This is a genomic window from Desulfurivibrio nitratireducens (assembly GCF_044068515.1).
GTDB lineage: Bacteria > Desulfobacterota > Desulfobulbia > Desulfobulbales > Desulfurivibrionaceae > Desulfurivibrio.
In genome coordinates, this window is sequence record NZ_JBIPKI010000014.1 from 23,581 (window position 1) to 48,098 (window position 24,518).

Annotated in this window: 26 protein-coding genes; 11 read left to right on the forward strand and 15 right to left on the reverse strand. The window is 61.3% G+C overall.

Annotated features, from left to right (window positions below):
- The first annotated feature begins 72 nt into the window (after positions 1–72).
- Together ACHHTY_RS05740 and ACHHTY_RS05745 are read left to right on the forward strand one after the other, a co-directional pair.
- Entirely contained in the window at positions 73–978 is a 906-nt protein-coding gene (locus ACHHTY_RS05740; protein WP_395493142.1) for a DUF4382 domain-containing protein, read from the forward strand.
- Between the two features lie 83 nt (positions 979–1,061).
- Positions 1,062–1,820, forward strand: coding sequence for a transposase (locus ACHHTY_RS05745; protein ID WP_395493143.1), 759 nt, complete (start codon positions 1,062–1,064; stop codon positions 1,818–1,820).
- A gap of 131 nt (positions 1,821–1,951) precedes the next feature.
- On the opposite strand, the gene ACHHTY_RS05750 is transcribed toward ACHHTY_RS05745, so the two are convergent.
- The 14 genes from ACHHTY_RS05750 to ACHHTY_RS05815 form a co-directional block, all read right to left on the reverse strand.
- Positions 1,952–2,824, reverse strand: a complete 873-nt coding sequence (locus ACHHTY_RS05750) for a tetratricopeptide repeat protein (protein WP_395493144.1) — start codon at positions 2,822–2,824, stop codon at positions 1,952–1,954.
- Positions 2,817–4,334 (reverse strand): LytR C-terminal domain-containing protein, encoded by a 1,518-nt coding sequence (locus ACHHTY_RS05755; protein WP_395493145.1) that lies wholly within the window; start codon positions 4,332–4,334, stop codon positions 2,817–2,819. The genes ACHHTY_RS05750 and ACHHTY_RS05755 overlap by 8 nt, the downstream gene beginning before the upstream one ends.
- 29 nt (positions 4,335–4,363) lie before the next feature.
- Positions 4,364–5,320 carry a type II secretion system F family protein gene (locus tag ACHHTY_RS05760; protein WP_395493146.1) on the reverse strand — a complete coding sequence of 319 codons (957 nt, stop codon included), beginning with the start codon at positions 5,318–5,320 and terminating at the stop codon, positions 4,364–4,366.
- A gap of 45 nt (positions 5,321–5,365) precedes the next feature.
- Positions 5,366–6,355, reverse strand: coding sequence for a type II secretion system F family protein (locus ACHHTY_RS05765; protein ID WP_395493147.1), 990 nt, complete (start codon positions 6,353–6,355; stop codon positions 5,366–5,368).
- Between the two features lie 68 nt (positions 6,356–6,423).
- Complete coding sequence (locus tag ACHHTY_RS05770; RefSeq protein WP_395493148.1) at positions 6,424–7,737, reverse strand: CpaF family protein; 1,314 nt, start codon at positions 7,735–7,737, stop codon at positions 6,424–6,426.
- A gap of 47 nt (positions 7,738–7,784) precedes the next feature.
- Positions 7,785–8,975, reverse strand: coding sequence for an AAA family ATPase (locus ACHHTY_RS05775; protein WP_395493149.1), 1,191 nt, complete (start codon positions 8,973–8,975; stop codon positions 7,785–7,787).
- 48 nt (positions 8,976–9,023) lie between these two features.
- The gene (locus ACHHTY_RS05780) at positions 9,024–9,548 is read right to left on the reverse strand and encodes a TadE/TadG family type IV pilus assembly protein (protein ID WP_395493168.1); all 525 of its coding nucleotides are present in this window, start codon (positions 9,546–9,548) and stop codon (positions 9,024–9,026) included.
- A complete protein-coding gene (locus tag ACHHTY_RS05785; RefSeq protein WP_395493150.1) occupies positions 9,541–10,068 on the reverse strand; it encodes a TadE/TadG family type IV pilus assembly protein in 528 nt (175 codons plus the stop codon). Before ACHHTY_RS05785 ends, ACHHTY_RS05780 begins: the two co-directional genes overlap by 8 nt.
- Positions 10,061–11,698 (reverse strand): pilus assembly protein TadG-related protein, encoded by a 1,638-nt coding sequence (locus ACHHTY_RS05790; protein WP_395493151.1) that lies wholly within the window; start codon positions 11,696–11,698, stop codon positions 10,061–10,063. The genes ACHHTY_RS05785 and ACHHTY_RS05790 overlap by 8 nt, the downstream gene beginning before the upstream one ends.
- Before the next feature lie 34 nt (positions 11,699–11,732).
- A complete protein-coding gene (locus tag ACHHTY_RS05795; RefSeq protein ID WP_395493152.1) occupies positions 11,733–12,005 on the reverse strand; it encodes a hypothetical protein in 273 nt (90 codons plus the stop codon).
- A 13-nt stretch (positions 12,006–12,018) separates the two neighbouring features.
- Complete coding sequence (locus tag ACHHTY_RS05800) at positions 12,019–13,434, reverse strand: type II and III secretion system protein family protein (protein ID WP_395493153.1); 1,416 nt, start codon at positions 13,432–13,434, stop codon at positions 12,019–12,021.
- The gene (gene cpaB, locus ACHHTY_RS05805) at positions 13,434–14,336 is read right to left on the reverse strand and encodes a Flp pilus assembly protein CpaB (protein WP_395493154.1); all 903 of its coding nucleotides are present in this window, start codon (positions 14,334–14,336) and stop codon (positions 13,434–13,436) included. The genes ACHHTY_RS05800 and cpaB overlap by 1 nt, the downstream gene beginning before the upstream one ends.
- 41 nt (positions 14,337–14,377) lie before the next feature.
- Positions 14,378–15,754 carry an ATP-binding protein gene (locus ACHHTY_RS05810; RefSeq protein WP_395493155.1) on the reverse strand — a complete coding sequence of 459 codons (1,377 nt, stop codon included), beginning with the start codon at positions 15,752–15,754 and terminating at the stop codon, positions 14,378–14,380.
- 168 nt (positions 15,755–15,922) lie between these two features.
- The gene (locus ACHHTY_RS05815) at positions 15,923–16,177 is read right to left on the reverse strand and encodes a Flp family type IVb pilin (RefSeq protein ID WP_395493156.1); all 255 of its coding nucleotides are present in this window, start codon (positions 16,175–16,177) and stop codon (positions 15,923–15,925) included.
- Between the two features lie 330 nt (positions 16,178–16,507).
- Between ACHHTY_RS05815 and ACHHTY_RS05820 the strand changes: the two genes are divergently transcribed.
- The 4 genes from ACHHTY_RS05820 to ACHHTY_RS05835 all read left to right on the forward strand — a co-directional run bounded on the left by ACHHTY_RS05820 (position 16,508) and on the right by ACHHTY_RS05835 (position 20,390).
- Complete coding sequence (locus ACHHTY_RS05820; RefSeq protein WP_395493169.1) at positions 16,508–17,263, forward strand: prepilin peptidase; 756 nt, start codon at positions 16,508–16,510, stop codon at positions 17,261–17,263.
- A gap of 128 nt (positions 17,264–17,391) precedes the next feature.
- Positions 17,392–18,960, forward strand: a complete 1,569-nt coding sequence (locus tag ACHHTY_RS05825; protein WP_395493157.1) for an O-antigen ligase family protein — start codon at positions 17,392–17,394, stop codon at positions 18,958–18,960.
- A 78-nt stretch (positions 18,961–19,038) separates the two neighbouring features.
- Positions 19,039–20,016: a glycosyltransferase family 2 protein gene (locus ACHHTY_RS05830; protein WP_395493158.1), complete on the forward strand. Its 978-nt coding sequence runs from the start codon at positions 19,039–19,041 to the stop codon at positions 20,014–20,016.
- The gene (locus ACHHTY_RS05835) at positions 20,013–20,390 is read left to right on the forward strand and encodes a GtrA family protein (protein WP_395493159.1); all 378 of its coding nucleotides are present in this window, start codon (positions 20,013–20,015) and stop codon (positions 20,388–20,390) included. The genes ACHHTY_RS05830 and ACHHTY_RS05835 overlap by 4 nt, the downstream gene beginning before the upstream one ends.
- A gap of 68 nt (positions 20,391–20,458) precedes the next feature.
- On the opposite strand, the gene ACHHTY_RS05840 is transcribed toward ACHHTY_RS05835, so the two are convergent.
- A complete protein-coding gene (locus tag ACHHTY_RS05840; RefSeq protein ID WP_395493160.1) occupies positions 20,459–20,662 on the reverse strand; it encodes a hypothetical protein in 204 nt (67 codons plus the stop codon).
- Between the two features lie 346 nt (positions 20,663–21,008).
- On the opposite strand from ACHHTY_RS05840, the gene ACHHTY_RS05845 reads away from it, so the two are divergent.
- The 5 genes from ACHHTY_RS05845 to ACHHTY_RS05865 all read left to right on the forward strand — a co-directional run bounded on the left by ACHHTY_RS05845 (position 21,009) and on the right by ACHHTY_RS05865 (position 24,475).
- A complete protein-coding gene (locus ACHHTY_RS05845; protein ID WP_395493161.1) occupies positions 21,009–21,335 on the forward strand; it encodes a hypothetical protein in 327 nt (108 codons plus the stop codon).
- A gap of 165 nt (positions 21,336–21,500) precedes the next feature.
- A complete protein-coding gene (locus ACHHTY_RS05850; RefSeq protein ID WP_395493162.1) occupies positions 21,501–22,022 on the forward strand; it encodes a hypothetical protein in 522 nt (173 codons plus the stop codon).
- A 26-nt stretch (positions 22,023–22,048) separates the two neighbouring features.
- Positions 22,049–22,594, forward strand: a complete 546-nt coding sequence (locus ACHHTY_RS05855) for a hypothetical protein (RefSeq protein ID WP_395493163.1) — start codon at positions 22,049–22,051, stop codon at positions 22,592–22,594.
- A gap of 105 nt (positions 22,595–22,699) precedes the next feature.
- Positions 22,700–23,179 (forward strand): hypothetical protein, encoded by a 480-nt coding sequence (locus tag ACHHTY_RS05860; protein ID WP_395493164.1) that lies wholly within the window; start codon positions 22,700–22,702, stop codon positions 23,177–23,179.
- An 18-nt stretch (positions 23,180–23,197) separates the two neighbouring features.
- Positions 23,198–24,475 carry a coiled-coil domain-containing protein gene (locus ACHHTY_RS05865; RefSeq protein WP_395493165.1) on the forward strand — a complete coding sequence of 426 codons (1,278 nt, stop codon included), beginning with the start codon at positions 23,198–23,200 and terminating at the stop codon, positions 24,473–24,475.
- Positions 24,476–24,518 lie beyond the last annotated feature (43 nt).

Sequence of the window (24,518 nt, forward strand, 5' to 3'; positions counted from 1 at the left end):
AAGGTAAGGTAAGTGGGTGCCTTTGCCCAGCTTATAATGATCATAACCAGGATTCAGATGGGAGGATGTGCCATGAAAATGTTCAACAAGTTGATGGTAGCCGGAATGTCCGCGGCTTTGCTGGCCGGTTGCAGCAGTGGTTCGGGCAGCCCCGAGGGGACCCTTTCGCTGGCGGTGACTGACGCCCCGGTGGAAGACGCCACCGCCGTCTGGGTGCAGTTCAGCGGGGTAGAACTCCACAGCAGCGAACATGGCAATCTCTTTTTCGAGGTCGGCAGCCTTGACGAAGAGAATAACGAACTGCCCTACAAGCGGATCGATTTGCTGGCCCTGGAAGGCGGCGGCCACGAGCTGCTGCTGGACGAGGAGACCCTGCCGGCGGGCCGCTACCAGTGGATCAGGCTGCGGCTGGATACCGAGCCCTTCGCCAACTCCATTGTCACCGCCACTGGGGAACACGATCTGACCATTCCCAGCGGGGATGAAAGAGGGCTTCAGCTCAATCGGCCGATCACCGTGCCTGCCGGCGGTTTCGCCGCCTTTACCATTGATTTCGATCTGCGCAAATCGGTGGTGCAGGACGGCACCGGGGACTACAAATTGCGGCCGACCCTGCGGATGGTCGACAACAGCGAGGTCGGGGCGGTGGCCGGCCAAGTGGATGTAATCGGAATCTGTGAAACCGAGGACGGAATGGCGGTCTATGTCTTCCCGGAACACGATGCCACACCGGTTGACATCAATATCGATGAAGACCGGGGCCCCGTGCTGGTGGCGCCAGTGCGGTTCAACGATGATGAAGGCGAGTATCGCTATCGGGCCGCCTTCCTGACTGCGGGCGCCTATACCCTGGCCCTGACTTGTGATGCCGACCAGGATGACCCGCAGGCCGACGACGAACTGACCTTTCCCCTGCAGCAGAACGTTGATGTCGTCGTCGGGGAAACCACGGTGGCGAATTTCCTCAGCGAGCAATAAAATCGGGGTCGGAAAATCGGGGTCAGACACCCATTTTTTATGCAGGGCAAATAAAATCTGCTAGGCGATAGCCAAAAAAATGGGTGTCTGACCCCGATTTTCTTTTCTCCCAATTTTCTATGGGTTCTGTTATGGCACGGCTTCCTCGTTATGTGATTCCCGGTCAGCCGCAGCATATCATCCAGCGTGGAAACAACCGGCAGACTATTTTTGCCGCCGATCGTGATTACCGGTTCTTCACCAAGGCTATGGTGGAAGCGGCGGCGAAATTCGGCCTGGCGATCCATGCCTATGTATGGATGACCAACCATTTTCACCTGCTGGCTACTCCCGAATCTGAGCACAGTATCAGCAAAACCCTGCAGTCGGTCGGTCGGCGGTATGTGGGATATTTCAATTATATGTACCAGCGCAGCGGCACCTTGTGGGAGGGGCGGTACCGAGCTACGGTGGTGGAAAGCAAACGCTACCTGCTCACCTTGATGCGCTATATCGAGATGAATCCGATTAGGGCCGGCATGGCGGCCGCTCCGGGTGAATATAAGTGGTCGAGCCACGGCCGCAACGCCTTGGGCCGAAACGGGCCGAATGCCGATTGGCTGACGCCGCACCGGGAATATTATCGACTGGGCCGGGATGATGCGGACCGTCAAGCAGCTTACCAGGCGCTTTTCGCCGCTGATCTTGACAAGGACGATCTGCAAAAAATACGCGACAGCACCCACAAGGGATGGGCCTTGGGCGATGGCCGCTTCCAGGAGGAGGTCGAAGCATTGGGGCAAAGAAGAGCGGCAGCCAAGAAGGCCGGCCGACCGCAAAGAAATAAAAGCTTCCGGTTGTAACATCGGGGCTAAAAATTGGCAAAAAATTGGGGTCAGACACCCATTTTTTATGGCTGGTGCCTAGCAGGTTTTATCAGCCTTTAAATAAAAAATGGGTGTCTGACCCCAATTTTAGGTGTCTGACCCCAATTTTATTTGGTGGCTAGGCGTTGGGCGCGGAGTTTGTTGGCGTAGGCGGTGGCGTAGTAGCGGGGGTGGGCTGCGATAGCGCGGTCGAAGTAGGTGATGGCCGGCTGGTAAGCGCCGGCGAGCATGGCGATATAGCCTACGTTGTTGGCGGCCCGGGCCGCGTCCAGGGCCGGGACCATCACTTCGTAAGCCGGCTCGTAGCGACCCTGCCAGGCCAGGGCCAGGCCCAGGTTGACCCGCAGCCGGGCATGCTCGGGAGCCGCTTGCAGCCCCCGGCGCAAAACCTGTTCCGCTTCCCGGTATTCGCGGGACATCAGCAGGGAATAGCCCAGGTTGTTCAGGGCCTTAGGATAGCCGGGCAAAATCGCCAGGGCCTGGCGGTAGTGGTCCTGGGCCTGCCGATAATCGCCGTTGAGATCGGCGATCACCCCGAGGCCGTTGAAGGCCTCCCAGCGTCGGGGATCCCCGGCGACAGCCGCCTCCAGGTCGGCGCGCGCCGCCTCGAGCTGCATGAGTTGAAGGCGGGCGATGCCGCGGCCTTCCAAGGGTTCGATCCGTTCCGGTTCCAACCCGAGGGCCCGATCGAAGAGCTTTTCCGCCGTGGCGGCTTCGCCATGGCGCAGCATGACCCGGCCCATGCCGACCAGGGCATCGACGTTCATCTCATCTTCGGCCAGAACTTCCTGGTAGAAAAAGGCGGCCTGGGCGGGCTCCCCGTGTTCCATGGCCCATTGGGCCCGTTGCAGAAGCTCCCGGGTTCCCCCGGCCGGATGCCGGGCTTCATCGTTGAGGTCGGGGCCGACGGTGGCGCAGCCGCTGAGGAGCAGGAGCAGGGCCGGCAGCAACAGCCACCGGCAGCGATGGTGATCAGGCATGGTTCCCCGCTCGCCGCTGCAAGGCGTTTTCGTGCGCCAGCAAGTCCCGGCCGATTACCACCCGCACGCCGATATCGGCCCGCAGTTGCTCGCTTTCGGTTAAAACCGCCCCCACCGGCAGAGCACGGGCGATCCGTTCCGCTTCCTGGCGGGTGCCGGGGCGATAGAAAATGGTGGTGGCGGTCTGGTTGAAGGAGCCGGCATTGGTCAGCCGGGTCACCGAACCGCCTTCCGCCCCCAGAGCCCGACCCACCAGCTTCGCCATGCCGCGGCGGCCGTTGCCGTTGGAAACCTCCACCGCCACGGCGGGTTTTACCTTGGCGGCGTCGGCGGCCAAAGTTGCCGGGGCGGCCACCGGCCTTTTGGCGGCGATCTGGCTGGCGTGGTCCTGATCCAGCACCGCGGTCCGCAGCTCCCGCTCCTGGACCTTAAAATCCCGGCCCAGCACGACCCGAATCGAGCTGTCCAGCCGTCCGCTGGCCAATTCCTCTTTTTCCACCGGCAGGCGGAGCAGGGTGGTCAATTCGTCCGCCGCCGCCTCGAAGCCCGGCCGGTAAAAGACGTGGGTCTTGCGGTAATTGAAATGGCCGGCGTTGCTGATCCCGCTCACCCTGACCCCGGCCTTTTGGAGAAAATTGGCGGTCAGGGAGGCCAGGCCGTTGCGGCCGTTGCCGTTGGCTATATGGACGTCATAATCGGGGATGGGCGGAGGCTGCATCCCGGCTGCTGCCTCATCGGGCAAGGCCGGCTCTTGCAAGCGGGCGGGAAGTGCCGCAGGTTGCGGCAAGCGGGCCGACGTTGCGGACGCCGGTACCTGAACCTGAGCCGGCCCGATCGCCCCAACCTGAGCCGGTTCGATCGCGGCAACCTGTTTTGCCCCGTAGCTGCTTGCCGACTCCTCAGTCACCATTGCCACGACCATGGGGGCCGGTTCCGGTTGGGGCTGATCCTGCTGAACCGGTTCCGGCCGGGCCGGATCCGGCAGCTCGCCCTGGGCCAGCACCTGCGCCAGGCGCTGCTCGGCCTGGGCCAGGTTGTATGTCACCCGGGGGTTGTCCCCGTCCAGGCGGGCGGCGTGGGCCAGAACCTGCGCCGCCTCGGCGTAGCGCTGCTGCAGCAGCAGCGAATAACCGAGGTTGTTCAGGGTCTGGGCCGAGCCGCCGTCCAGGTTGAGGGCCCGGTAGTAATAGGCCTGGGCCAGCTCGTAGCGGCCGAGCTGGTCGAAGACCGCCCCGGCGCCGTTCAGGGCCCGGATGGAATCCGGCTGGCGGGCCAGCAGATCCTGGTAAATCTTGCCGGCCAGGCCGTAGCGACCGGCCCGGAAATGGTCGGCGGCCACCTGGTAGGCATCCTCCTGGAATACGGTCCGGCTGTGGCCGCTGAAGCGTTCCACCGGCTGGAGCCCTTGCAAGAGGGCGGCCTCCGACTGGTGGGTCGAGCAACCGCTGGTTCCGGCGCCGATGGCGATCAGCAGGGCCAAAATGGGCAGAGAAAAGACCTTCTTTTTCATGTGCTTTACTCCTTTCGGCTTAAACGCGCTCATGACACCGTGTAAAAAGCGGTTACGATCCGGATAATGGCCGGGCCCAGAATCACCAGAAACAAAGCGGGAAAGATAAACAGCATAATGGGAAAAATCATTTTGACCGGCAACTTGGCCGCCTTTTCCCGGGCCCGTTGAATCCGTTCGATGCGCATGCCGTTGGCGTGTTCGCGCAGGGCGTCGGCAATGCTGGTGCCGAAGTGCTCGGCCTGAATCAGCAGGGTGGTCAGGGCCTGCACTTCATCGATCCCGGTCCTTTTGGCCAGCGAGCGCAAGGCGGCCTCCCGGGTGCTGCCGGCTCGCAATTCCAGGCTCACCAGGCGCATCTCGGTGCCCAGGATCGGATGGCTCTGGGTCATCTCGTCGCCGACCCGCTGGATGGCGGCATCCAGGCCCAGACCCGCCTCGACGCAGACCATCAGCATGTCCATGGCGTCGGGAAAACCTTCCCGGAAGGAGGTCTGGCGTTCTTCGATGCGGTGCCGCAAATATAAGTCGGGCAGGTAGAAACCGGCCACCGCCAGCAGTACCAAGGCGACGATGGTAACGGGTTCGGCGATAATCAGAAATCTGCCGGTCAGAAACAGGGCGGCTGCTCCCAGCAGGGGCAGGGCCAGGGCCGCCACCACCTTGGCGCCGAGATAGACCCGCAGGGCCCGGTCCTGGCGAAAACCGGCCCGGATCAACCGGGACCTTACCCGCGATTTTTGCCATTCCTCCCGGGGCAGAATGAGTTTGGCGGCCGGTTCGATCCAGCGGACCAGAAAGGTCCCCATATGCTTGGGCTTTTTGTCCTTGCTCTCATCCCTGGGGCCGGCAGAGTTATCCAGTTCCTGGAGGCGGCGCTGGAGCGGATTCGTGCCGGTAAGCAGCCACATCAATACCCCCAAGACAAACAGGGTAACCGACATAAAAACCAGAATTGAGATTGCCAGATCCGCGCCGTTCACCATCAGTGTCCTCGTAATTTTTCGTAGCCTTGCCCTTGCGGCGGGCTGTTAGATCCGGAAGTTGATCAACCGGCGGATTACCAGATAGCCCAGCAACATCAAGAAGAGCTGAATGAAAATGATGACCTGACCGATGGGGTGGTCAAACAGGGTGGCCATGTATTCCCGCCGGAACAGGAACAGAACCCCGGCGACGAAAAAGGGCAGGCCGATCAGGATGTAGGCCGAAAGCTTCATTTCGGCCGCCTGAATCTGGACTTCCTTGCTGGCCCGGTTCCGTTCCCGCATCATGGTGGCGATCCGGTTGAGCACATCGGCCAGGTTGCCGCCGGTCCGCCGCTGGACCAGCACGGCGGTGACGAAGTAGGCCACATCGGCTCCCCCCACCCGGTTTTTCAGGTTGTAGAGCGCTTCATCGATCTCCAGGCCGTAGTTGATTTCGTCGAAGGTGATGGCCAGCTCGTCCGCCACCGGCGGGGGCATTTCCTTGGCCGCGGCATGCAGGGCGGCGGTAAAGGGGTTGCCGGAGCGCAGCGCCCGGGCCAGAAAATCCATGGTGTCGGGAAGCTGGGCCACGAATTTGGTCTGCCGCTTAGCCCGCTTGGCTTGGAGATAGATGATGGGCAGGCCGAAGCCGGCCAGCAGGCCACCGATCAGGGCCAGCGGCCAGGCCAGCCCCAGGCCCAGCCACAGCAGCAGATAGAAAACAATGGCGAGGAAGAATTGCAGGACGATCAACTGGAGCACCGAGGCTTCCGACCCAGCCTGCTCCATCAGACGGTCCAGGGCCCGGATCCGGGGGATCGCCGAAAGCACCCGGTCGGTGAAGGGGTCATCGCTGAGTTGGCGCGAGCGCAGCAGATCGAAGGTTTCCTTGCCGTGGCCGCCGCCGGCCGATAAGTCGCGCAAGCGGCGGCGGATCTTGCGCCGGCCCTCCTGCCAGAACTCCCGCCAGAGCAGGTAGAGCGCCTCCACCAAAGCCACCACGGCCAGGAAGGCGACAATCGATGCAATGATGACAATTACCTGGGTATCCACGTTATTTATCCTGGGCTCGCTTTGCGCTGCTTGCTCTCGCCGTCAATATTCGGCGGAGAGCCCCTTCCTTACTCGTAAATCCGCTCCGGCTCGAACGTATCCTCGGGGATGGTGATTCCCCGTTCCCGGAAACGGCGCAACATCCAGGGCCGGATGCCGGTGGCCTGGAAGTGCCCCAGCACAATGCCGCGATCATCGACCCCGGCCCGGGTGAAGTTGAAGATCTCCTGCATGTTGACGACATTTTCCTCCATCCCGGTGATTTCCTGGACACTGGAAACCACCCGGCGGCCGTCCACCAGGCGCTCGATATTGACGATCAGGTGGAGAGCGGCGGCGATCTGCTGCCGCACCACCGGCTGGGGAATGGTGATGCCGGTCATCCCCACCATGTGTTCCAGCCGGGTAAGGGCGTCGCGGGGCGTGTTGGCGTGGATGGTGCTGAGGGAACCCTCATGGCCGGTGTTCATCGCCTGCAGCATGTCCAGAGCCTCGGCCCCGCGCACCTCGCCGATGATGATCCGATCCGGCCGCATCCGCAGGGAGTTGCGGACCAGGTCGCGCTGGGTAATCTCGCCCTTGCCTTCGATGTTGGGGGGCCGGGTTTCCAGGCGGACCACATGGGGCTGCTGCAATTGCAACTCCGCCGAGTCTTCGATGCTGACGATCCGTTCCCGGTCGGGGATCGAGGCCGACATGGCGTTGAGCATGGTGGTTTTGCCGGTACCGGTGCCGCCGGAGATCAAAACGTTGACCCGGGCCTTGATCGCCGCTTCGAGAAACTCGGCCATCCCGGGGGTCAGGGAGCGGAAGGTGACCAGGTTGCTCATGGTATAGGGATCAACGCTGAACTTACGGACCGAAAGGATGGGGCCATCCACCGCCAGGGGCGGGATGATGGCGTTGACCCGGGAGCCGTCGGCCAGGCGGGCGTCCACCATGGGGGAGGACTCGTCGACCCGCCGCCCCACCGAACTGGCGATCTTGTCGATGATCCGCATCAGGTGGGCGTTGGAGCGAAAACGGATCGGGCTTTTTTCCAGCACCCCCTTGCGCTCGACATAGATCTGATTGTAGGTGTTGACCAGGATATCGGAAATGCCGGGGTCGGCCAGCAGCGGCTCGATGGGCCCCAGTCCCAGCACTTCGTCCTGCAGGTCGCTGATCAGTCGGGCGCGCTCCTGGGCGTTGAGGGGAATCCGTTCCTCGGCCAGCAATTCTACCACCAGCTCGCCGATCTGGCTCCGAACCAGTTCGGGGGCCATCTGATCGATAATCTCCAGGTTGAGCCGGTTGAGAATGTGGCCGTGCATCCGGCTCTTCAGATCCTGCATGGCGCCTACCGTGCGGGGCGCGCTGGGGGGTTGATTATTATTCGCCATTTTCACTTACCTTATCTGGGTTAATGCCGGTCAGCCTGGTTCGGTAATCAGAATAAACGGTCCATCAGGCCGCGCCCGGGAGGTTCCTGTCCATCGCGGGCCGCGTAAAGATAATCGGCCAGATGCTCGATATCCCGGGTCAGGGGAGAGCGCCGGCTGATTTCCGCCAGGGGAACCCCGCGGTCCTGGGCTTTCACCGCCGTGCTGTAATCGTTGGTGACCCGGTGAATCCGTTCGAGTTTGAGCGTTTTTTTCATCTCGCCGATATCGACGCTGGCCACCTTGGCCTTGGCCCGGTTGTTGATGACCTCGATGCGCTCGGCCGGCACTCCCTGCAGAGGCAGGTGCTCCAGAATCAACTTGGTGTCCCGGATGGTCACCAGGTTGTTGTGGGAAACCAGCATCACCGGATTGGCAAGCTGCAGGACTTCAATGGTCCAGGGCAGAAAGAGGCGGGGCAAATCGATGATCACGATATCGTAAAGGTTGATCACCCCCTGCAGCAGATCGGTGGCGGCTCCCGGCTTTATCCCGTCGATAGAACCAAGATTGCCCGGCGAGGCCAGCACGTGCAGGCCGCTTTCATGCCTGGTCATCAGGGCCTTGATGAAAATTGGATCGATCCGGTCCGGCTGGAAGATGGCGTTGCAGACATCGGCGCCGAATTTCAGGTCCAGGCTCATGGCCGCGCAGCCGAACTGGATGTCAAAATCGATCAAGGCCACCTTGGCCTTGTATTTGGTCGCCAGGGTATGGGCGACGTTGGTGGCGATGGTGGTGGCGCCCGAGCCCCCCTTGGCATTCATGAAGGCTGTAACGCTGCCCTTGCGGCTCTGGGCCTGCATGGCCCGATTGCGTTTTTCCGCCATCACTTCGACCAGGTCCAGGACCAGGTCCTGGGTTTCCAACGGCTGGGGGTAGATGTTCTTGACTCCGGCCCGAAAGAGGCGGCGCAAGATGTTGTTGTCGCCTTGCCGGTAGGTGGCGAAAATTTTGACCTGGTCGTCGCCCCGGCCCAGGATTTCCTCGACATCCTCGACATCCTGGCCCGCCTGGCCGTTGATTTCGAGGATGATCACATCCGGCATTTCATCCTCGCCGATCTTGCCCAGGGAGCGGCCCGCATCGGCGATCCGGATCGAAAGATTGATCCCCTTGACCCGCGACAGGGCATCGGCAATCTGGTCGCCGGTATCCTTGTGGACCACTACGGCCACTACGTTGAGAGTTATGATCATATTTTATGTCCGTTGCTCACTTTGATGTTGAAGATTCGTTTATTCATTCTAATTAAGATCTCTCAGGGATTCGCCGGTCTGCGAACTGGCGAAGCCCGGAATGGGAATTGTGGTGGGAAGCCCCAGCAACCCGGCCACGACCGGTTCGAAGGTAAGTCCTTGTACTTCTACAGTCACCACCGGGATTGGGACAGATCGAAGAGGAGATCCCATAATGGTGGAGGTATAGGTCAATTCGATGTTATCTCTTTCAATTGTAGGCAATATTCTCTGCATGGCCAGCAAGACATCTGATCCCGCATCCGGATTTACGGGGCCACAACTGCCATCCGTAAGGGTGAGATTGCCATTGGCATCCCGGCAGCCGACGGGAGGCGTTGAAACTACCGCCATCCTTACCCCGGCGCGGGTCGCTTCCACCACCCGACCCCATTCGAAGATCATCCGCCCGAATTCGAAGCCGCCCATCACCAGCACCATAAAGACCACAATTACGATGGCAAACTCCACCATCGTCGCACCGCGTTCGACCTTTGCCCGGAGCGGCGTTTTTCGCCATGGCATCCTATTCACCAATGTAGCGCTCCTCCGTGCGGGCGTTAAGCTCAAATCCGGCAATACGGGTAAGAGGTACCACCACGTCACCGAAAACTGGCACAAACGGGGTTCTGACCGAGATTTCGATCACGCAAGCGGGGGATCCGGAATAATCGTCAAACATTCGTGGTGGGTCGGAGATGGTAATTTTGTCCTCTGGATCCAAATCCAGCCCGGGCACCACCGGGTCAGCCCCGTCGCATTCCAATTGCCCGCAGATAATCAAATTTCTGGCGTCAATCTTGACTTGGTTCCAGCGGACGGAATCTTTGGGGAAGCATTGGTCGTTAGCCGCATCCGCAGGGTAAAGCAGGTCATACTGGCGGGCGATGTAGCGTGAGCCTGCGTTAACTGCCTTGGTCAGGCTGTTCTGCTGATAGAGGGCCCGCCCCAGTTCGGTGATGCCGAAGACGATCAGCACCAGCAACACCAGGACGATGGCGAATTCTACCATCGCCGCCCCCCGGCGGCGGTTTGGGTATTTTGGTTTATTCATAGAGCTGAATCACCCTGTGAATAATCAACTGCAGCTCCTCGCCGACAACGGGACCAAGGTATTCCGCGTAAACATCGACCTTGTCCTCTCCGCCGGCCGGGGCAGGAATATGTTCGGTCAAAAACATTTTGATAAAGGTGCCGTGCTCGAGCACATCAAAACTGGTCTTGCCCCCGCCAAGTCCCTCACAGTCGACCATAGCGACGGAGAGAACCCGCTTGCGCGGCGAGCCGGGGGTGTAGGAAGCGCTCAGTAGCGCAGGGTCACCGTCCAACAGGGAGCAATCATGGTTTACCGGGTTTATCGACTTCACATCGTTCTCATTGCAGGAGATTCCTTGTCGAAGACTGTCGACGCGAACCGGAAGATAGGGTGGGGGGGGCTGTGCCGGCCCGGGAGGGGGAGTGTAGAACAAGTCGGCTCTGTCCAGATTGAAACTGGGCAGATTCCCGGTGCTGGAGGCAGGGTCATATTCGTCGAGCCATTTGTAATCGGTGTTCGGGGTTACCACGCCGGTCAGCTCCCACTGGTAAAGCTGGTAGCGGGTGATAGTAGCGAGGCTGGCCGGCGCGCTGGTACCGCTTTCCTGGGTAGTCTCAAAATATTGGCTGGGGGAATAGGCGCTGGGGGCGAAAAATTCGTGGGCCAGGCTGTCGACTACCTGGTTATGCCAGCCCTGGCCGTAACGCCCGGCTGTAAATCGGCGATCCCGCGGGTAGTCGATGACGTTGGGCGCCGGTTCGTAACCGGCGGCTGGTTGACCGCCGGCCATAAACATATTGTGGCCGTAGATGCCGAAGCGGGTGTTGAGACCATCTCGGGTCCAGCCGACCCGGTTGCCGGGATTGGTAGTCACGATCGAGGGGGTGCATCCCATCTCGGATGGGTTGGCCAGGGCTTTGGCCAGAGCCTGGTTACCCTCATCTTCATCCAGACCCGGCGTTTCAAGAAAGCCGAAATTGCCCGCTGTCCAACTGTCTTTTTGGACCTTAACCAGCACCTGCTGGCCGAGCGTCATCCCGCCGTTGGGGTCGGATGGATCGGAGCTGCACATGAAGATGGGGGGGTAGTTGCAGATTTCGGAACTGGTGCCGGCCACCGCCCGGGCCCGCACCGAGGCAACCCGGGCCACATCATCGATCAGTACACCAAGAACCGGCAGGAAAAATAGGTCGACGGTGTAGGCCTCCGGTTCGGGGACCAGCTCCGGGTAGAGCCGTACTTCCACGTAACGGGCGTCGTGATCTTCGGTAGTTACGCACTTGTTATCTGCATTGGGAGTACAAGGGGGAACGGCTGGGTCGTAGCTGCTACCGATCCAATTGTAAAAAATAATCGAACCAGCCTCTGTGCTCAACTGGTCCAGCAGTTCGGGTTCGCGCGAGAAATGGGCCTGGTGCCGGAGCAAGTCGTTGATGGCGGCTTCAGCTCGGTCCAGGGCCCCGCTTTCGCCGTCTAACTCCATCGCTCCGGCCCGGGCCGCGGTGTCGGCGGCGTTCTGCATTTCGGTTTTCTGCACGTAGAGCCGCCCCAGGTCGAGGGCCAGGGCGGCCATCCCCAGCAGCAGGATGACCAGCAGGGCCGTCATCACCAGGATGGCGCCGCGTTGTTTTTTCATGATCGTCTTCATCAGCGTCTCCCGCCGGCTCCGCCGCCGGCCGCCGCTAATTAATGTCGGTAATTAAACGCTGGGTTTCGGCTTCGGCCTGCTCGGTTCGATAGCGATCCAGGGCCAGCTCGCCCTTGCGGCCGTCCAGGGTGTTGGGGTCGGTTTCTTCCAGGCCGGCCAGGGGGTCGATTACCTGGTTGGCGCTGTTGGCCTGCACCGAGTTGCCGAAGTCCGGGCCCAGGCTGTGCTGCGTGGTGGTCACGCAGCCGCCGGCGGCGCCGAGAAGGGCGGCCAGGGCGGCCGCTAAAATCACTTTTTGCACTTGCATATCTTCGCCCTCTTTAGAGTTGATGACCGTAAGAGCCTTCCAGTCCGCCTTCGGCCGGCACGTTTGCCCCGGCTTCCGGGCCCTCGGCCTGGCTGGGTCGTCCTTCCAGCCGTCCCAGCAGGTACTGGTCGATGTCCGTGGGCGGGATGAAATTGTCGGTGGGCAGCATCAGGCCGCCCGGCGGTCCCGGCTTGACCAGGCGGGGCCGGACCACGATGGCCAGCTCGGTCTCGTTGCGCTGGAACTCGGTGCTGCGGAACAGCGCCCCCAGGATGGGCAGGTCGCCCAGGCCGGGCACCTGGCTGATGGCGTTATCCATGTTGTTCTGCAGCAGGCCGGCGATGGCGAAGCTCTGGCCGTCGCCCAGTTCGATGGTGGTCCCGGCCCGCCGGGTCGCCAGCGAGGGCACCGAGGTTCCCATCACCGAGATGGGGTTCTCGGTATCGAGGGTGGAAACTTCGGTCTGGAGGCGCAGGTTGATCTTGCGGCTGGAAAGCACGGTGGGGGTGAAGACCAGCCCGACCCCGAACTCCTTGAATTCAATGGTGATGGCGTCGGAAGTGCCGCCCTGGATTACCGGCACCGGGAACTCGCCGCCGACCAGGAAGCTGGCCTGCTGGCCGGAGAGGGCGACGATATTGGGTTCGGCCAGGGTTTTGGCCACCCCTTTGCTCTCCAGGGCCTGGAGGTTGAGCATCAGGTCGGTCCATTGCAGGGTGGCGCTTGCAAAGGCACCGGGGGTGGTAACCCCGGTGATCAGGGTCAGGGGGAAATCGTTGGAAGATCCGCTGAGAATGCTGCTGACCCCCAGCGCCTTGAGGGAACGGCGCTTGATCTCGGCGATCCGCACCTCCAGCATAACCTGTTGGCCGCCGCCGATCTGGAGCATGTTCTTGACATTGTCGTCGCTGGCGAAACTGCGGGCCACCATGAGGGCGGTATCCATCGCCAGGGCATCGGAAACCTCGCCGGTCAGCAGCACCGCCGCGTTGGAACTGCGCACCTCGATCCCTTTCTCTTCGGGCAGCAGCTCGTACAGCTTGCGCTTGATGCCCTCGATGTCGTAGCGGACCACCACGTCCAGCAGGGCGATGACCTGGTCGTTTTCATCCCGGAAGGCCAGGTTGGTGCGGCCCTGCTGCTTGCCGAGCAGAATCACCCGGCGCGAGGAAAGCAGACGCACATCGGCCACGTTGGGGTTGCCGATCATCACCTGGCTCAGGTTGGTCGGGGTGGTCACGATGCGCGACTTGCCGATGGCCAGGTTCAGCTCGCCCACGTCCAGCCCTTCGCCCAGGTCCAGGTTGTAGGGCTGCGAGGCGGCGCCGGCGGCTCCGGCCAGCAGCAGCAGAAAAGCCAAGAGCATGACAGTCGTTTTCGTTACGGAAACCATGGCCGTATAACTCCCTTTTCGATTGCGGATCTTCATTACTGTTGCCCTCCCGCGCCGGGTTGGTCAGGCTGCTCGATATTGACATCCTCCCGCTGCACGTCCAGGCCGCGAATAACTTCCACGTTGAGGCGGGTGGGAGCAGCCGGCCGGGCCGGAGCGGCAGGCCGGCGGACAGCGGCGGCCCGGGGCGCCGGGGTCGGAGCTTCCGCCCCGATATTCTGCAGGTCAACCAGGCGCATCACATCGGGCGAGAACTCTTCCTGGTCGGAATCGCTGCGCAGGGCCAGGGTAACCTGGCCGACCCGCTGGGCCAGGGTAACCCGCTGGGCCTGCTGGGGGGTGACCAGCAGGGTAATGGCCCGCACCACTTTGGGTTCCTCTTCGCTTTCGGAGCTGACCTGGTCGACGGCCAGCACCTTGATGTTCTGCAGCAGCACCCGGGTTACCAGGTCGCCGGCCAGGCGGGCGGCGGTGGTGGTGTGGAGCACGTCCACCCGGTCGCCCGGCAGCACGAAGCCGGCGACCCCCTGGATCACGTCGGTGGAAATGGTTATCGCCCGCATATCGTCGGGAATCCTGACCGTCAGTCCGGCCCGGCCGCCCGGCGGCGAAATCTTGTGGGGCAACACCACTTCGCCCTTGCGCATCTGCTGAATTACCGTGGGGGCCGGCTCTTCGTCGCCGATCACGGTGGCGACCTGGGAGTAAGCGCCCTCCGGCACCGCGGCGGCGGGAAAGGGGGCGGTGGTCAGCATCAACGGCTGCAGCCGGTCGCCGACTTCGAGGTCAGTGGCGGCCACCACCACCTGGGCCATCTCCGGGGCTCTTTCCACCACTCGTTCCTCGGGCTCCACGCGCAGTACGCTTTGCACCAGGTAAACGGCCACCCCACCGAGGATGATGGCGACGAGCAGAATCAACAGTGCACGGGATTGCATCGTATTCTTCTCCTACTCTCTTATACTGTTTATTGCTCCGGTCAGGAGCGGGTCACGAAATATGACGACCACGCCTTGTCCAGAAGCTCCGCAGTCAGTTCCAGGGGGCGCCCCTGGTAAAGACAGTAATCGATGGCCTTGTTGATCAGATCCCGCGGATGGCAGGCTGCCATGGGCCGGTTATTAAGACGGTAATGTTCCCTGACCAGGTATTCCACCATCTCCTGGTCGTAGGGCAAAGCGTTGGCTTCGCAGTACTGGGCGAAGATTTTCGCGAACTCCTCTTCGGTGAGATAATCGATCTCCACCTTGTAACCGAGCCGGCGCAGAAAGGCTTCGTCCAGCAAGCTATCCGGCTCGATGTTGGTAGCGAACACCGGCAGTACGTCGAAGGGAATCCGGAATTTGGCCCCGGTGTGGAGGCTCAGGTAGTCGATCCCGTTCTCCAAAGGCATGATCCAGCGATTGAGAAACAGGGTGGGATCGACCGCCTGCCGCCCCAGATCGTCGATAATGAAGATGCCCCCGTTGGCCTTCATTTGAAGGGGCGCTTCGTAGAATCCGGTATTGGGCTGATAGACCAGATCCAGCATTTCCGGCATCAGTTCGCCGCCGGCAACCACCACCGGCCGCCGGCACTTGACCCAGCGCTGATCCATCCGGCCGTTAAGGTCGCGGATCAAGCCTCCGTCATTGCTGTCGGGACTAAGGGCTTCAGCGGCGGATTGGTCATCGGTGCGCTGATGGGTGGCCGGATCGAACACCTCGACGATCTGGCCCTGGATTTCCACCGCGTGGGGAATCGCCACATCGCCGCTCAGCAGGCGGACCATCTGGCCGGCCAGGAAGGTCTTGCCGGTGCCGGGCGGGCCATAAAGAAAAAGGGAGCCGCCGCTGTTGAAGGCCGCCCCGATCTTCTCCACCACCTCGTCGCGCACCACCAGGCCGTTGAAGACCTGGCGGGCCCGCTCCCGGTCGGCGGTCTGCCGCCGCACCGACTGGGCCAGCACCTGGCTGACGTACTGCTTCAGGGGGACCGGAATCGGCCCGCAATAGGCGTTTTCCCCCGCGTATTCATGGGCCCGGGCCCGGCCCTGGTCGGTCAGGTTCAGGTGCAGCAAGGCCCCGATGCCGCCGCCGTTCCGCTCCCCGCGCCCCTCGAGCAGGGCCTCCCGGCGCAGAAAGCTCACCGGGGCCTCCATCAGGGAGAGGGGAATGCCCAGACGCCGGGCCAGCTCGTCGGTACGCAGGCTGCCGGCGCTGAGCAGATGTTTGAGGATCAGCTTGTCCACCACCGGCTCCCCCACCCCCAGGTCCTCGAAGGCGACCGGGGTAGGGGGCATGGGCGGGGCCGGGGCGGTACGCCCGCCCAGGTCCCGCTTTTGGTGGCGGAAGCGGCTGATAAGCTCAGAGTTCATGATATCAGGTCGCCCGAAGGGTTGGGGTTGGTTGATCGGCCCGTCCCAATCCGGGAGTTAAATAACCCCCGGATTGGGAACGGCACAAGCTGAGGCTAAAACGGTTTGCAAGTGTATCTTGGCCTATACCTCAACTATTGTTAACCCGGTGTACTATTAATTTTCTCCTCATCCGGTCGTTACCTTCGCCATCTCATCAACAACTTTATTGAACACTTTATCGATCTCCTCGCCGACCAATATTACGGTAGCAATTACTGCCACCGCAATCAACGCTACCAGGATGGCGTATTCCACCATGGTGGCCCCTTCCTGGCCCTTGCGTCGGGCCCGGACCGTGGGGAGGGCCCGCAGGCCTTCCTGCAGTTGAACCTGAGTCCGCAGTACCAACTCGTTGCCCTTCCGCCAAATCTTACTCATCATCTTGTTCATGGTTCTCTCCTCCAAAATAGGATTATCCAAACTAGCCAGACTCCAACCGTGGTATCGCTTTTACCGAGGAACTGGCCCTGCCACACATAAGAACTTATATCAGTTTTCCCTTGATTATTAATAGCATTATTATGAGATTTTATTCATATTATTTCAATTTCTTCTTCGTCATAGTCCCGAGCTGCGACATTATGTCACAGGCGGCCGGAACACGGGGGCCAGCCCGAGTCCCGGCTGCGGGAGTTAGGGCTTGACAAGCCGGAACCCGCTGGCTATGGAATGGTTTCCCGCCCCTTGGGGCTTTCCTCGGCACCCCGGATCTTGGCCATGATAGTTCTTTTCAGTTCCTTTCCCCTCCTCTTCGCCCTAACCGTCGGCCTTGTCGGGCTGGTGGCGGCCTCCTTGCTCAACCGCCTCAGACAGGTTTTGCCGAGCCGGATGGAGCGGGAGTGGGCCACCGATTGCCGGGCCCTGCTCAAGGCTAAGGGCGAACTGGCGGCCGGGCCGGAGGTAGCCGAGCCGGCGGTCGTTCACTCTCCCTGCCGTCTCTGGTTGCGGCTCGCCGTCGCTCTGGTCGGGGCCATCACCGCCTGGCGGTTCGGCTTCGGTTGGCAGGGCGGGGCGGCAATATTCTTGACCTGGGTTTTGCTGCTGCTGACCCTGATCGATCTGCGCACCCAACTCCTGCCCGATATCATTACCCAACCTTTGCTCTGGCTGGGCCTGCTGCTCAACCTCGGCGGCCTCTTCACCACCCTGCCGGCGGCGGTTCTGGGGGCCGTGTTCGGCTATCTCAGCCTCTGGATCATTTTCCACGCCTTCCGCCTGCTGACCGGCAAGGAAGGCATGGGTTACGGCGACTTCAAACTGCTGGCCCTGCTGGGCGCCTGGCTGGGCTGGCAGGTCCTGCCCCTGGTATTGCTGCTCTCGGCCCTGCTGGGGGCCGTGGTCGGCCTGGTCCTGATCATCTGGGGCGGCCATGACCGGCGCCAACCCATTCCCTTCGGCCCCTGGCTGGCCCTGGCCGGCTGGGTCGCCCTGCTGGGGGGTGACCAGCTTCTCCAGATCTGGCCCTGAGGCGACTGGTGAACAGCCGTTCACTTATTGCATGATGATATACATAACTTGTGTTGGAAGTAAATCCCCCAAATGGGGGATATTGACAGGATAAGTGTGGAATAAGGCGGGTAAGGATGAAGCAACTAATGGACTATATGAAGTGTTTGTCATCTGCCGATCGCAAGCCCAGGCTTGTGCCAATGTGGTCCTCAGCCTTTGGCGTGATCGCCCTTTTGGCAGTAGCCTTCTACCTTGTTTTCATGCCGAAACTGCCGGCTTTGCCGCTTTATGGCAACTACAATCATCAAAGGCTTTTTGTCTTGTTGCTGCTGGTTGCAATCTGTGGCTTGACTTTGGGCCGGGGAGCAACCCGGAAGGATTGGCTGCAACTATATTTTTTCCTGTCGATGCGGACCAGGATGTTGTTGCTCGCTCTTTTGCTGGTGGGAGTTTGTTCCAGTGTACTGGCGGTTTATCCATGGTTCGCGCTGCTGGAGGTAGCCCATTTTGCCCTCATGTTCCTGGCGGCAGTATCTCTTGCCGTGATCAGGGTTAATCTTGGTTCTCTTTTTGACCGGTTGCTGGCGGTCACCATGGTCCTGGTCGGTGGCGTCTATTTATTGATTTATTCAGCGGGCTATTATTGGGCGGCCGTCAGCTATGATTTTGATCTTAGCTTAGTCCACAAACTGCTGTTTAACAGCTTCTCGAACGTCCGTTTTTTCAGCCAGTGGCAAAGCTGGACCTTGCCGCTGATGGTGTTGCCGCTGCTGCTGGTCAGACGAGCCTGCCCCTGGCGGCTTGCCCTGCTTTTGCCGGCTGCTGGTTGGTGGTTGTTGCTCTTCATGACCGCGACCCGAGGAACCACCTTAGGTTGTATGGTGGCTGTGGTCCTTACCCTGCTGTTTTATCGTCGCCAGGCTCTGCCATGGTTGCGCTGGCATCTGCTGGCCATGGTCTCCGGCCTGGCGGCCTATTTGACCCTCCATTACGGGCTTCCTTTGATGTTGGTGGGAAAACCAGCCGTGGTTGAAAGTGTTTTCGATCGCGCATTAAGCGGACTTAGCGGCCGCGAGCCTTTGTGGTCTGAAGCTTGGGAGATGACCGTTAGTCACCCCTTGCTGGGTGTTGGACCCATGCATTATGCCGATTACGCCATGGGGGTTGCCGCCCATCCTCACAATGCGCTCCTGCAGATCTCGGCCGAATGGGGCGTGCCGGCTCTGCTTATCGTTTTGGCGCTTTTCAGCTTGGGGCTGGTGTTGTGGCTCCGAAATGATTACGGCGTGGGAAAAGGAGAGGACGAAACAGCCAGATTGCGGCCGGCTTTGTTTGCGGCCTTGATTACCGCTGCGGTGCATTCCTTGTTCAGCGGGATTATCGTGATGCCCATCAGCCAATTGATGATGACTCTGGTGCTGGGCTGGATGCTGGGGATTGCCTATATTGAATCCCCAAAGCTTGAAGTTGGAGCAGTTGAAGCATCGTCCCATTCACCCCGGGCGCACTTTTTTGTTTTACTTTTTTTCACCTTGGTTTTGCTGGGAATTGCCAAACCGCTTAGCGTCCAAATCCCTATCCTGGAGCGGGTGCATCAGGAATACCGGGAAGAAAGCTTGCTGGAGCCAGTAGGCTATTTTCGCCCCCGCTTCTGGCTACAAGGTTACCCGGCCCTCTACGATCAAGAAAAAAACCATGTGGTAATTGCTGATTGACCCTGGTGTTGTCAATTGGCTGAAGAACGATCTCGCCTAAGAAATCTAATAATGCCTTCTGAATGTCAGCATATAGTCATGGAACAGGCCAGACCGGTGAATTACAGCATCAGTTGCGTTATTCCGGCCTTTAATGAGGGTGATGAGATAACGGAATTCCTGCACGAACTGCATGAGATGCTGCATACCTTTGCCGAGCGGGTGGAGATCATTGTGGTCAACGACGGCAGCCGCGACCATACAGCGGCGGCGGTGGCCGCCATCGCCGAGTCGCTGGCGCTGACTCTGCTCGATCTGTCGCGCAACTTCGGCAAGGAGGCGGCCATCACCGCCGGCCTGGCCCGGGTCCGGGGGGATGTGGTGCTGATTATCGACGCCGACGGTCAGGAGCCGCTGAGCACGATCGGTCCCATGCTGGAGCGCTGGCGGGATGGTTGCGACATGGTTTACGCGGTGCGGGACGGCCGGGCCGATGAGCGCTGGCTGAAGCGGATGGGGGCCGGCTTTTTTTACTCTCTGCTGACCCGGGGCGGCGAGACCCCGATTCCCCCCGATGCCCGGGACTTTCGGGTTATGGATCGCCGGGTGGTGGATGCTCTAAACCGTTTGCCGGAACGGAATCGCTTTATGAAGGGGCTTTTTGCCTGGGTAGGTTTCAAAACTTGCGCCGTGCCGGTAAAAATTGATGTGCGCAAGGGCGGCCGTTCCGCCTTCGGCTTTTCCCAACTCAGCCGGCTGGCCCTGACCGGAATCACCTCTTTTACCAAGGTGCCGCTGCGCATCTGGGGTGCGATCGGCGTGGTCATTTCCCTGCTGGCTTTTGCCTATGGCACCTATATTGCCCTCCGGACCCTGTTTTTTGGGGTGGACATTCCCGGTTTCGCCACCCTGGCGGTTTCGATCATGTTTTTCGCCGGCATTCAGTTGATTTCCATCGGGGTGATCGGTGAATACCTGAGCCGGGTGTTCGACGAGGTCAAGCAGCGCCCGGTTTACCTGGTGGCCGACGAACTGGACCACAGCCCGCTGCGTGAACCGGGGCCGCCCGCGCCATGACCCAGGTGCTGCGTTTTGCCGGGGTCGGCGGAATCGCCACCCTGCTCCACTACGGGGTTGCCGTCGGGCTGGTTTATTTGCTGGCTTTGCACCCGGAGCTGGCCAATGTGGGTGGCTTTCTGGTTGCTTTCGGAGTCAGTTTCCTCGGCCACTGGCGCTGGACCTTTCGCGAACAGCCCTCCCGTTTCCGTTTCGCCTTGCCGGCCTTTTTTGTGGTGGCCGGCGGTTTTTTCCTGCTCAACGCCTCCCTTTTTCACCTGCTGCTGACCCGCTCGGAGCTGCGCTTTGAACTGGCCCTGCTGCTGGTGCAGGCGCTGATCGTGGTGCTTACTTTTCTGGCCGGCAAATACTGGGCCTTTGCTGGAAGGATGTAACGAACAGACAGTCGGCTTAGGCGCCACGAATGCGCATTCCAGGCTCCGGTCTTACCTGATCATGTTGCTTAACCTTGATTCCGCACCAGAATCGCGAGTTGATCATCCCGATAAATTTCCGTCCAACCTCCGCCGGCATTGAGATAACGGACCAGGGGGCGGTCCCAGGGAAAGATGATCCAGTTGATATCGATCTGCGCCAGCAGGGCGTCGGTTTCTTGGGTTACTTTGGTGATCTTGCCGTAGTCGGTAAAAATTTCCTTCCCATACATATCGGCCCGGCCGTCGATGAAGACCGGCTGCGGAGCTTATCCCTCCACACTGTCGGGGTATAGAAAGTCAGGGTTCCCAGCAGCCAGGTGAAGAGGTGGCGGCTGGAGCCGGCGGCCCCCTGGGCCGGTTCTTTTCATCCTCCCGCCCGCCGCCTGGCGCCGAACCTTGCCGCTGCGGGGGCCCTGATCTTACTTTCCTTCCGCCGACCGGCTCTGAGGGCCGATTGGCGCGTCTGCTTTGCGACTCTATTTTTTGTTAGAAAATTTGCTTGACAATCTCCCCCGCCCCTCGCTATACAAAATTATACAGCAACATTTGGTCAGGAAAATGAAGGGAGGGTAGGGCATGGAATCGGGTTCGGCATTCGCCAATCGCTTTGGGGCCAAGGTAAGCTTTGGCGACACCGGCGAGGGGCTGTTCCTGGTGATTGCCCGCATAAGCGACCCGGCCCCGCGGGTCCGGGCCCGGGACGGCCAGGTGATCATGCGCCTCAACGGCACCAAGGTGCTGGCCCGGATGGCCCTCAAGCAGGCCTTGGCGCTGCTTAAGGAGCCGGGGATCAGCAAGGTCGGCGGGGTCCATCTCGATGTGGAGCGCTACCAGAAATTTCTGGCCGCCCAGGGGGCCGGCGCGACGCCTCCCGGCCCTCAGCCTCCCCAGCCCGGAACCTGATGGCCCTTAATTGGTAATAGCCGGAGGAGCCCGGCAGCCCGGGTTTTTCAGGCCGGTTCGCGGTTTACCCCCGGGCGGCCCCGGCGCCGCCTGCGGTTCAGGCGACAAATGCAAACGCGGTAGCTGCTGCCGCAACCATCAACCCCTGGAGAAAGGAGAACAGCCATGGCAAGTGTCGGTCACGAATTACTCAATGTGCCATTACCGGAAATGGTAATGAAGCTCGGGCTGGGCGTCGCCGAGGCCCAGCGGGCCCTGGACGAGAACTCGGTGGAAACGGCCAAGCTGCTGGCCGACACCACGGTGCCCCTGGTGCTGTCCATAACCCAGACCATCGCCGAAAACGGCACCGTCAGCTACACCAGCCAGGACCCGGTGGATGTTTCGCTGCTGCAGATCGGCCTGATGCCGACCTTCTACCAGTTCGCCGAGGCCACCATCGAGGTGACCATGGACATCAAGACTACCTCCTCGCGGGAAACCAACGTCAAGGTCAGCGCCAAGGCCAAGGTTGGTTTTTCCATGTGGAGCGCGTCGGTCAACACCGATGTTTCCCACAACCGCAAGTTCGGCAAGGAAGTGCACGGCACCAGCCGGTTGGTGACCCGGATGGTGCCGGTGCCGCCGCCGCCCCGGATCGAGCCGGTGATGAACACGGTGGACAACCGCCCGGCCCCAACTAATTAAACGCCAGTTCCTGAAGGAGGAGCACCGTGCCCTTAAGCAAGATTCGCACGCCGCTTATTCCCCTCTCGCAGCCGGCCAGGGAGACCGACAAGGCCTCCCTGGCCGACCTGATCCGCGAGGTGGCTCTTAGTGTCGCCGACGCCCAGCGCGGCCTGGATGCCTCGTCGGCGGAAATGGTCCGGGAGTTGGCCGAAACCCGGGTGAAAGTCGTGCCCGCCATCCATGAAACCATCGCGGCCGACGGCCGGGTCAGCTATCGCCAGGAAGAACCGCACGAGGTTTCCCTGCTGGAAATCGGGGTGAACCCGACTTTCTACCAGTTCGCCCAGACGGTGATCGAGGTGCAGATGGATCTCAAGATGGTCGAAACCGAAAGCGAGAGCGGCACCCGCTCCGCCGGCGGCCGGCTCTTTCTGCAGGCCGATACTGCCGGCATTCGCTTCGAGCGCAAGCTCAACCGCGATGTCAGCGTCTGTTCGAAGGTGACGGCCACTCTGGTGCCGGTGCCGATGCCGCTGCGGGTCGAGCCGATCCGGACCACCGCCAACGCCCCCGAGGATGACGGGGGCTGAGCCCGGCTATAGCGCGAGTGAAGCGGGGCCCGGCCAGCCGGGTTTCATGTCGGCCGGGTCATTCCCGGATCATTAAGGTTAAAAAAATTCCAGCGGGATGCCGATATGAGCAAGCAACAGCTAGGGTTGGAAAATTTGCTCGAAGCCGCCGGCAAGTCCTTCGAGGCGGCCCAGCAGGATCTGGGCCTGCCCGAAGGTTTGCAGACCAGGATGATGTTCGAGGAGGCCGAGCTTGAAATCAAGGTCCAGGGCCTGGGGGTTGACGGCCGCAACCGCATGATCCTGGCTCCGGTCAGCCTCGCCGGCCTGGCCGGCAACGGGCTGCTGGCCCGGGCGCTGTCCACCATCAAGGTCCATTATGTCGCCGCCCGCCCGGAGACGGCGGCCGCCGCCCCCGCCCGGAGCCGGGAGGAGGTCATTGCCGAAGTGGCGGGGCGCAAGGATATCCAGAGCCTGCGCGATATCCTGGGCGATATGGCCTACCAGGTCAAATTTCAGCCCGAGGTGCAGGCGTGGACGGTCCGGGTGGCGGACAGCAAGGACCGCACCGTTCGCATCCTGGTCGTCAACGATAAAAACCAATAATTTTAAGGCGACACAGCCATGCCACAGAAAAAACTGAACATCCCGGGGGCCGCCCAGTTGCAGCAGTTGCAGAAGCTGAAAACGGACCACGAGGCGCTGCGCCAGGAAATGGCCCGGCTGCGCGAGGAGGCCAAGCAACTGGAGCAGGGCCGCAAGAGTGCCGAGGCCGAATTGGCCAAGGCCCGCAAGAACGCCGAGACCGAATTGGACCAGGCGCGGAAAAACGCCGAGGCGGAACTGACCAAGGCCCGCAAAAAGGACGAGGCGGAGTTGGCCCAGTCGCGCCGGGAGGTGGACGGCGAGCGCCGGGAGCTGGACAAGGCCCGTCAAGCCTTGGCGGCCGAACGCCGGGAACTGGAGCAGGCGCAGAAGGAACAGGCCAAGACCGGCAAGGCCGAGCAGGCGGCCCAGCTCAAGGCCCTGGCCGAGCGGACCGAACTCGAGGAGCGGCTTAAGGCGACCGGCGGGGAAATCGCCGAATTGCGGGCCAAGCTGGGGCAAGGGGAAAGTCTCTGGGCCAAGGAGCGGGAAAAACTGATCAAGTCGGTGGAAAACCTGGCCCGGGAGAAGACCGAAATTGAAGCCCGGCGCCAGGCGGAACTGGGTTCCCGCGCGGCCTTGGTCGCCGCCCTTGAGGCCTTGGCCCGGGCCGTTCCCGGGCTGGCGGACCAGCCGGTCGAATCGCGGGAATTCGGCCAGATTCTCCAGGATTACCTGGCCGGGCGCCGGCGCCTGGAAGAGCGGATCGCCGAACTGGAGGCGATTCTGGAGGATGACCGCCGAAAGCTGGCCGAGGCCGATGCCCTCGATGAGCGGATCGGCGGCCTGATCGCCCTCAACCGTTCCCTGCAGGAAGAGCTGGACAGCATGCAGGCCGGGCAGCAATTACTGGAAAATCGCCTGCGGGATCTACAGGCCGAGGCCGCCGCCGGGGCCAGGCAGGAATTGCAGGCGGCCCAGGCGGAACTTGACCGGCTGCGCGGCAGCCTCGCCACCCTGACCCGGGAAAACCAGTCCCTGCTGGGCCAGTTGCAGCAGGAGAATCGGATCGCCGTGCTCAGCCCCGAGCGGGTGAGCATGATGCTCAACGATTTTCAGGCCAGCCTCCAGGCCGGCATGCAGGGGGTCGAGATCCGCGATGGCGAGGTCAAGCTCAAGGTCGGGATCGCCGCCGTCGACGAGCAAAACGCCGGGTTTGTCATCCCCTCGGCCACCAATATCGAACAGCTCAAGGAAGGCTTGAGCGAAATCAATTTCCGCTTCGGCAAACAGCCGGACCTCGAGCCCGGCAAGTAGGGCTCGGTCAGCAAAATCAGGGGCCGGCCCCCTGGGGTTCCGC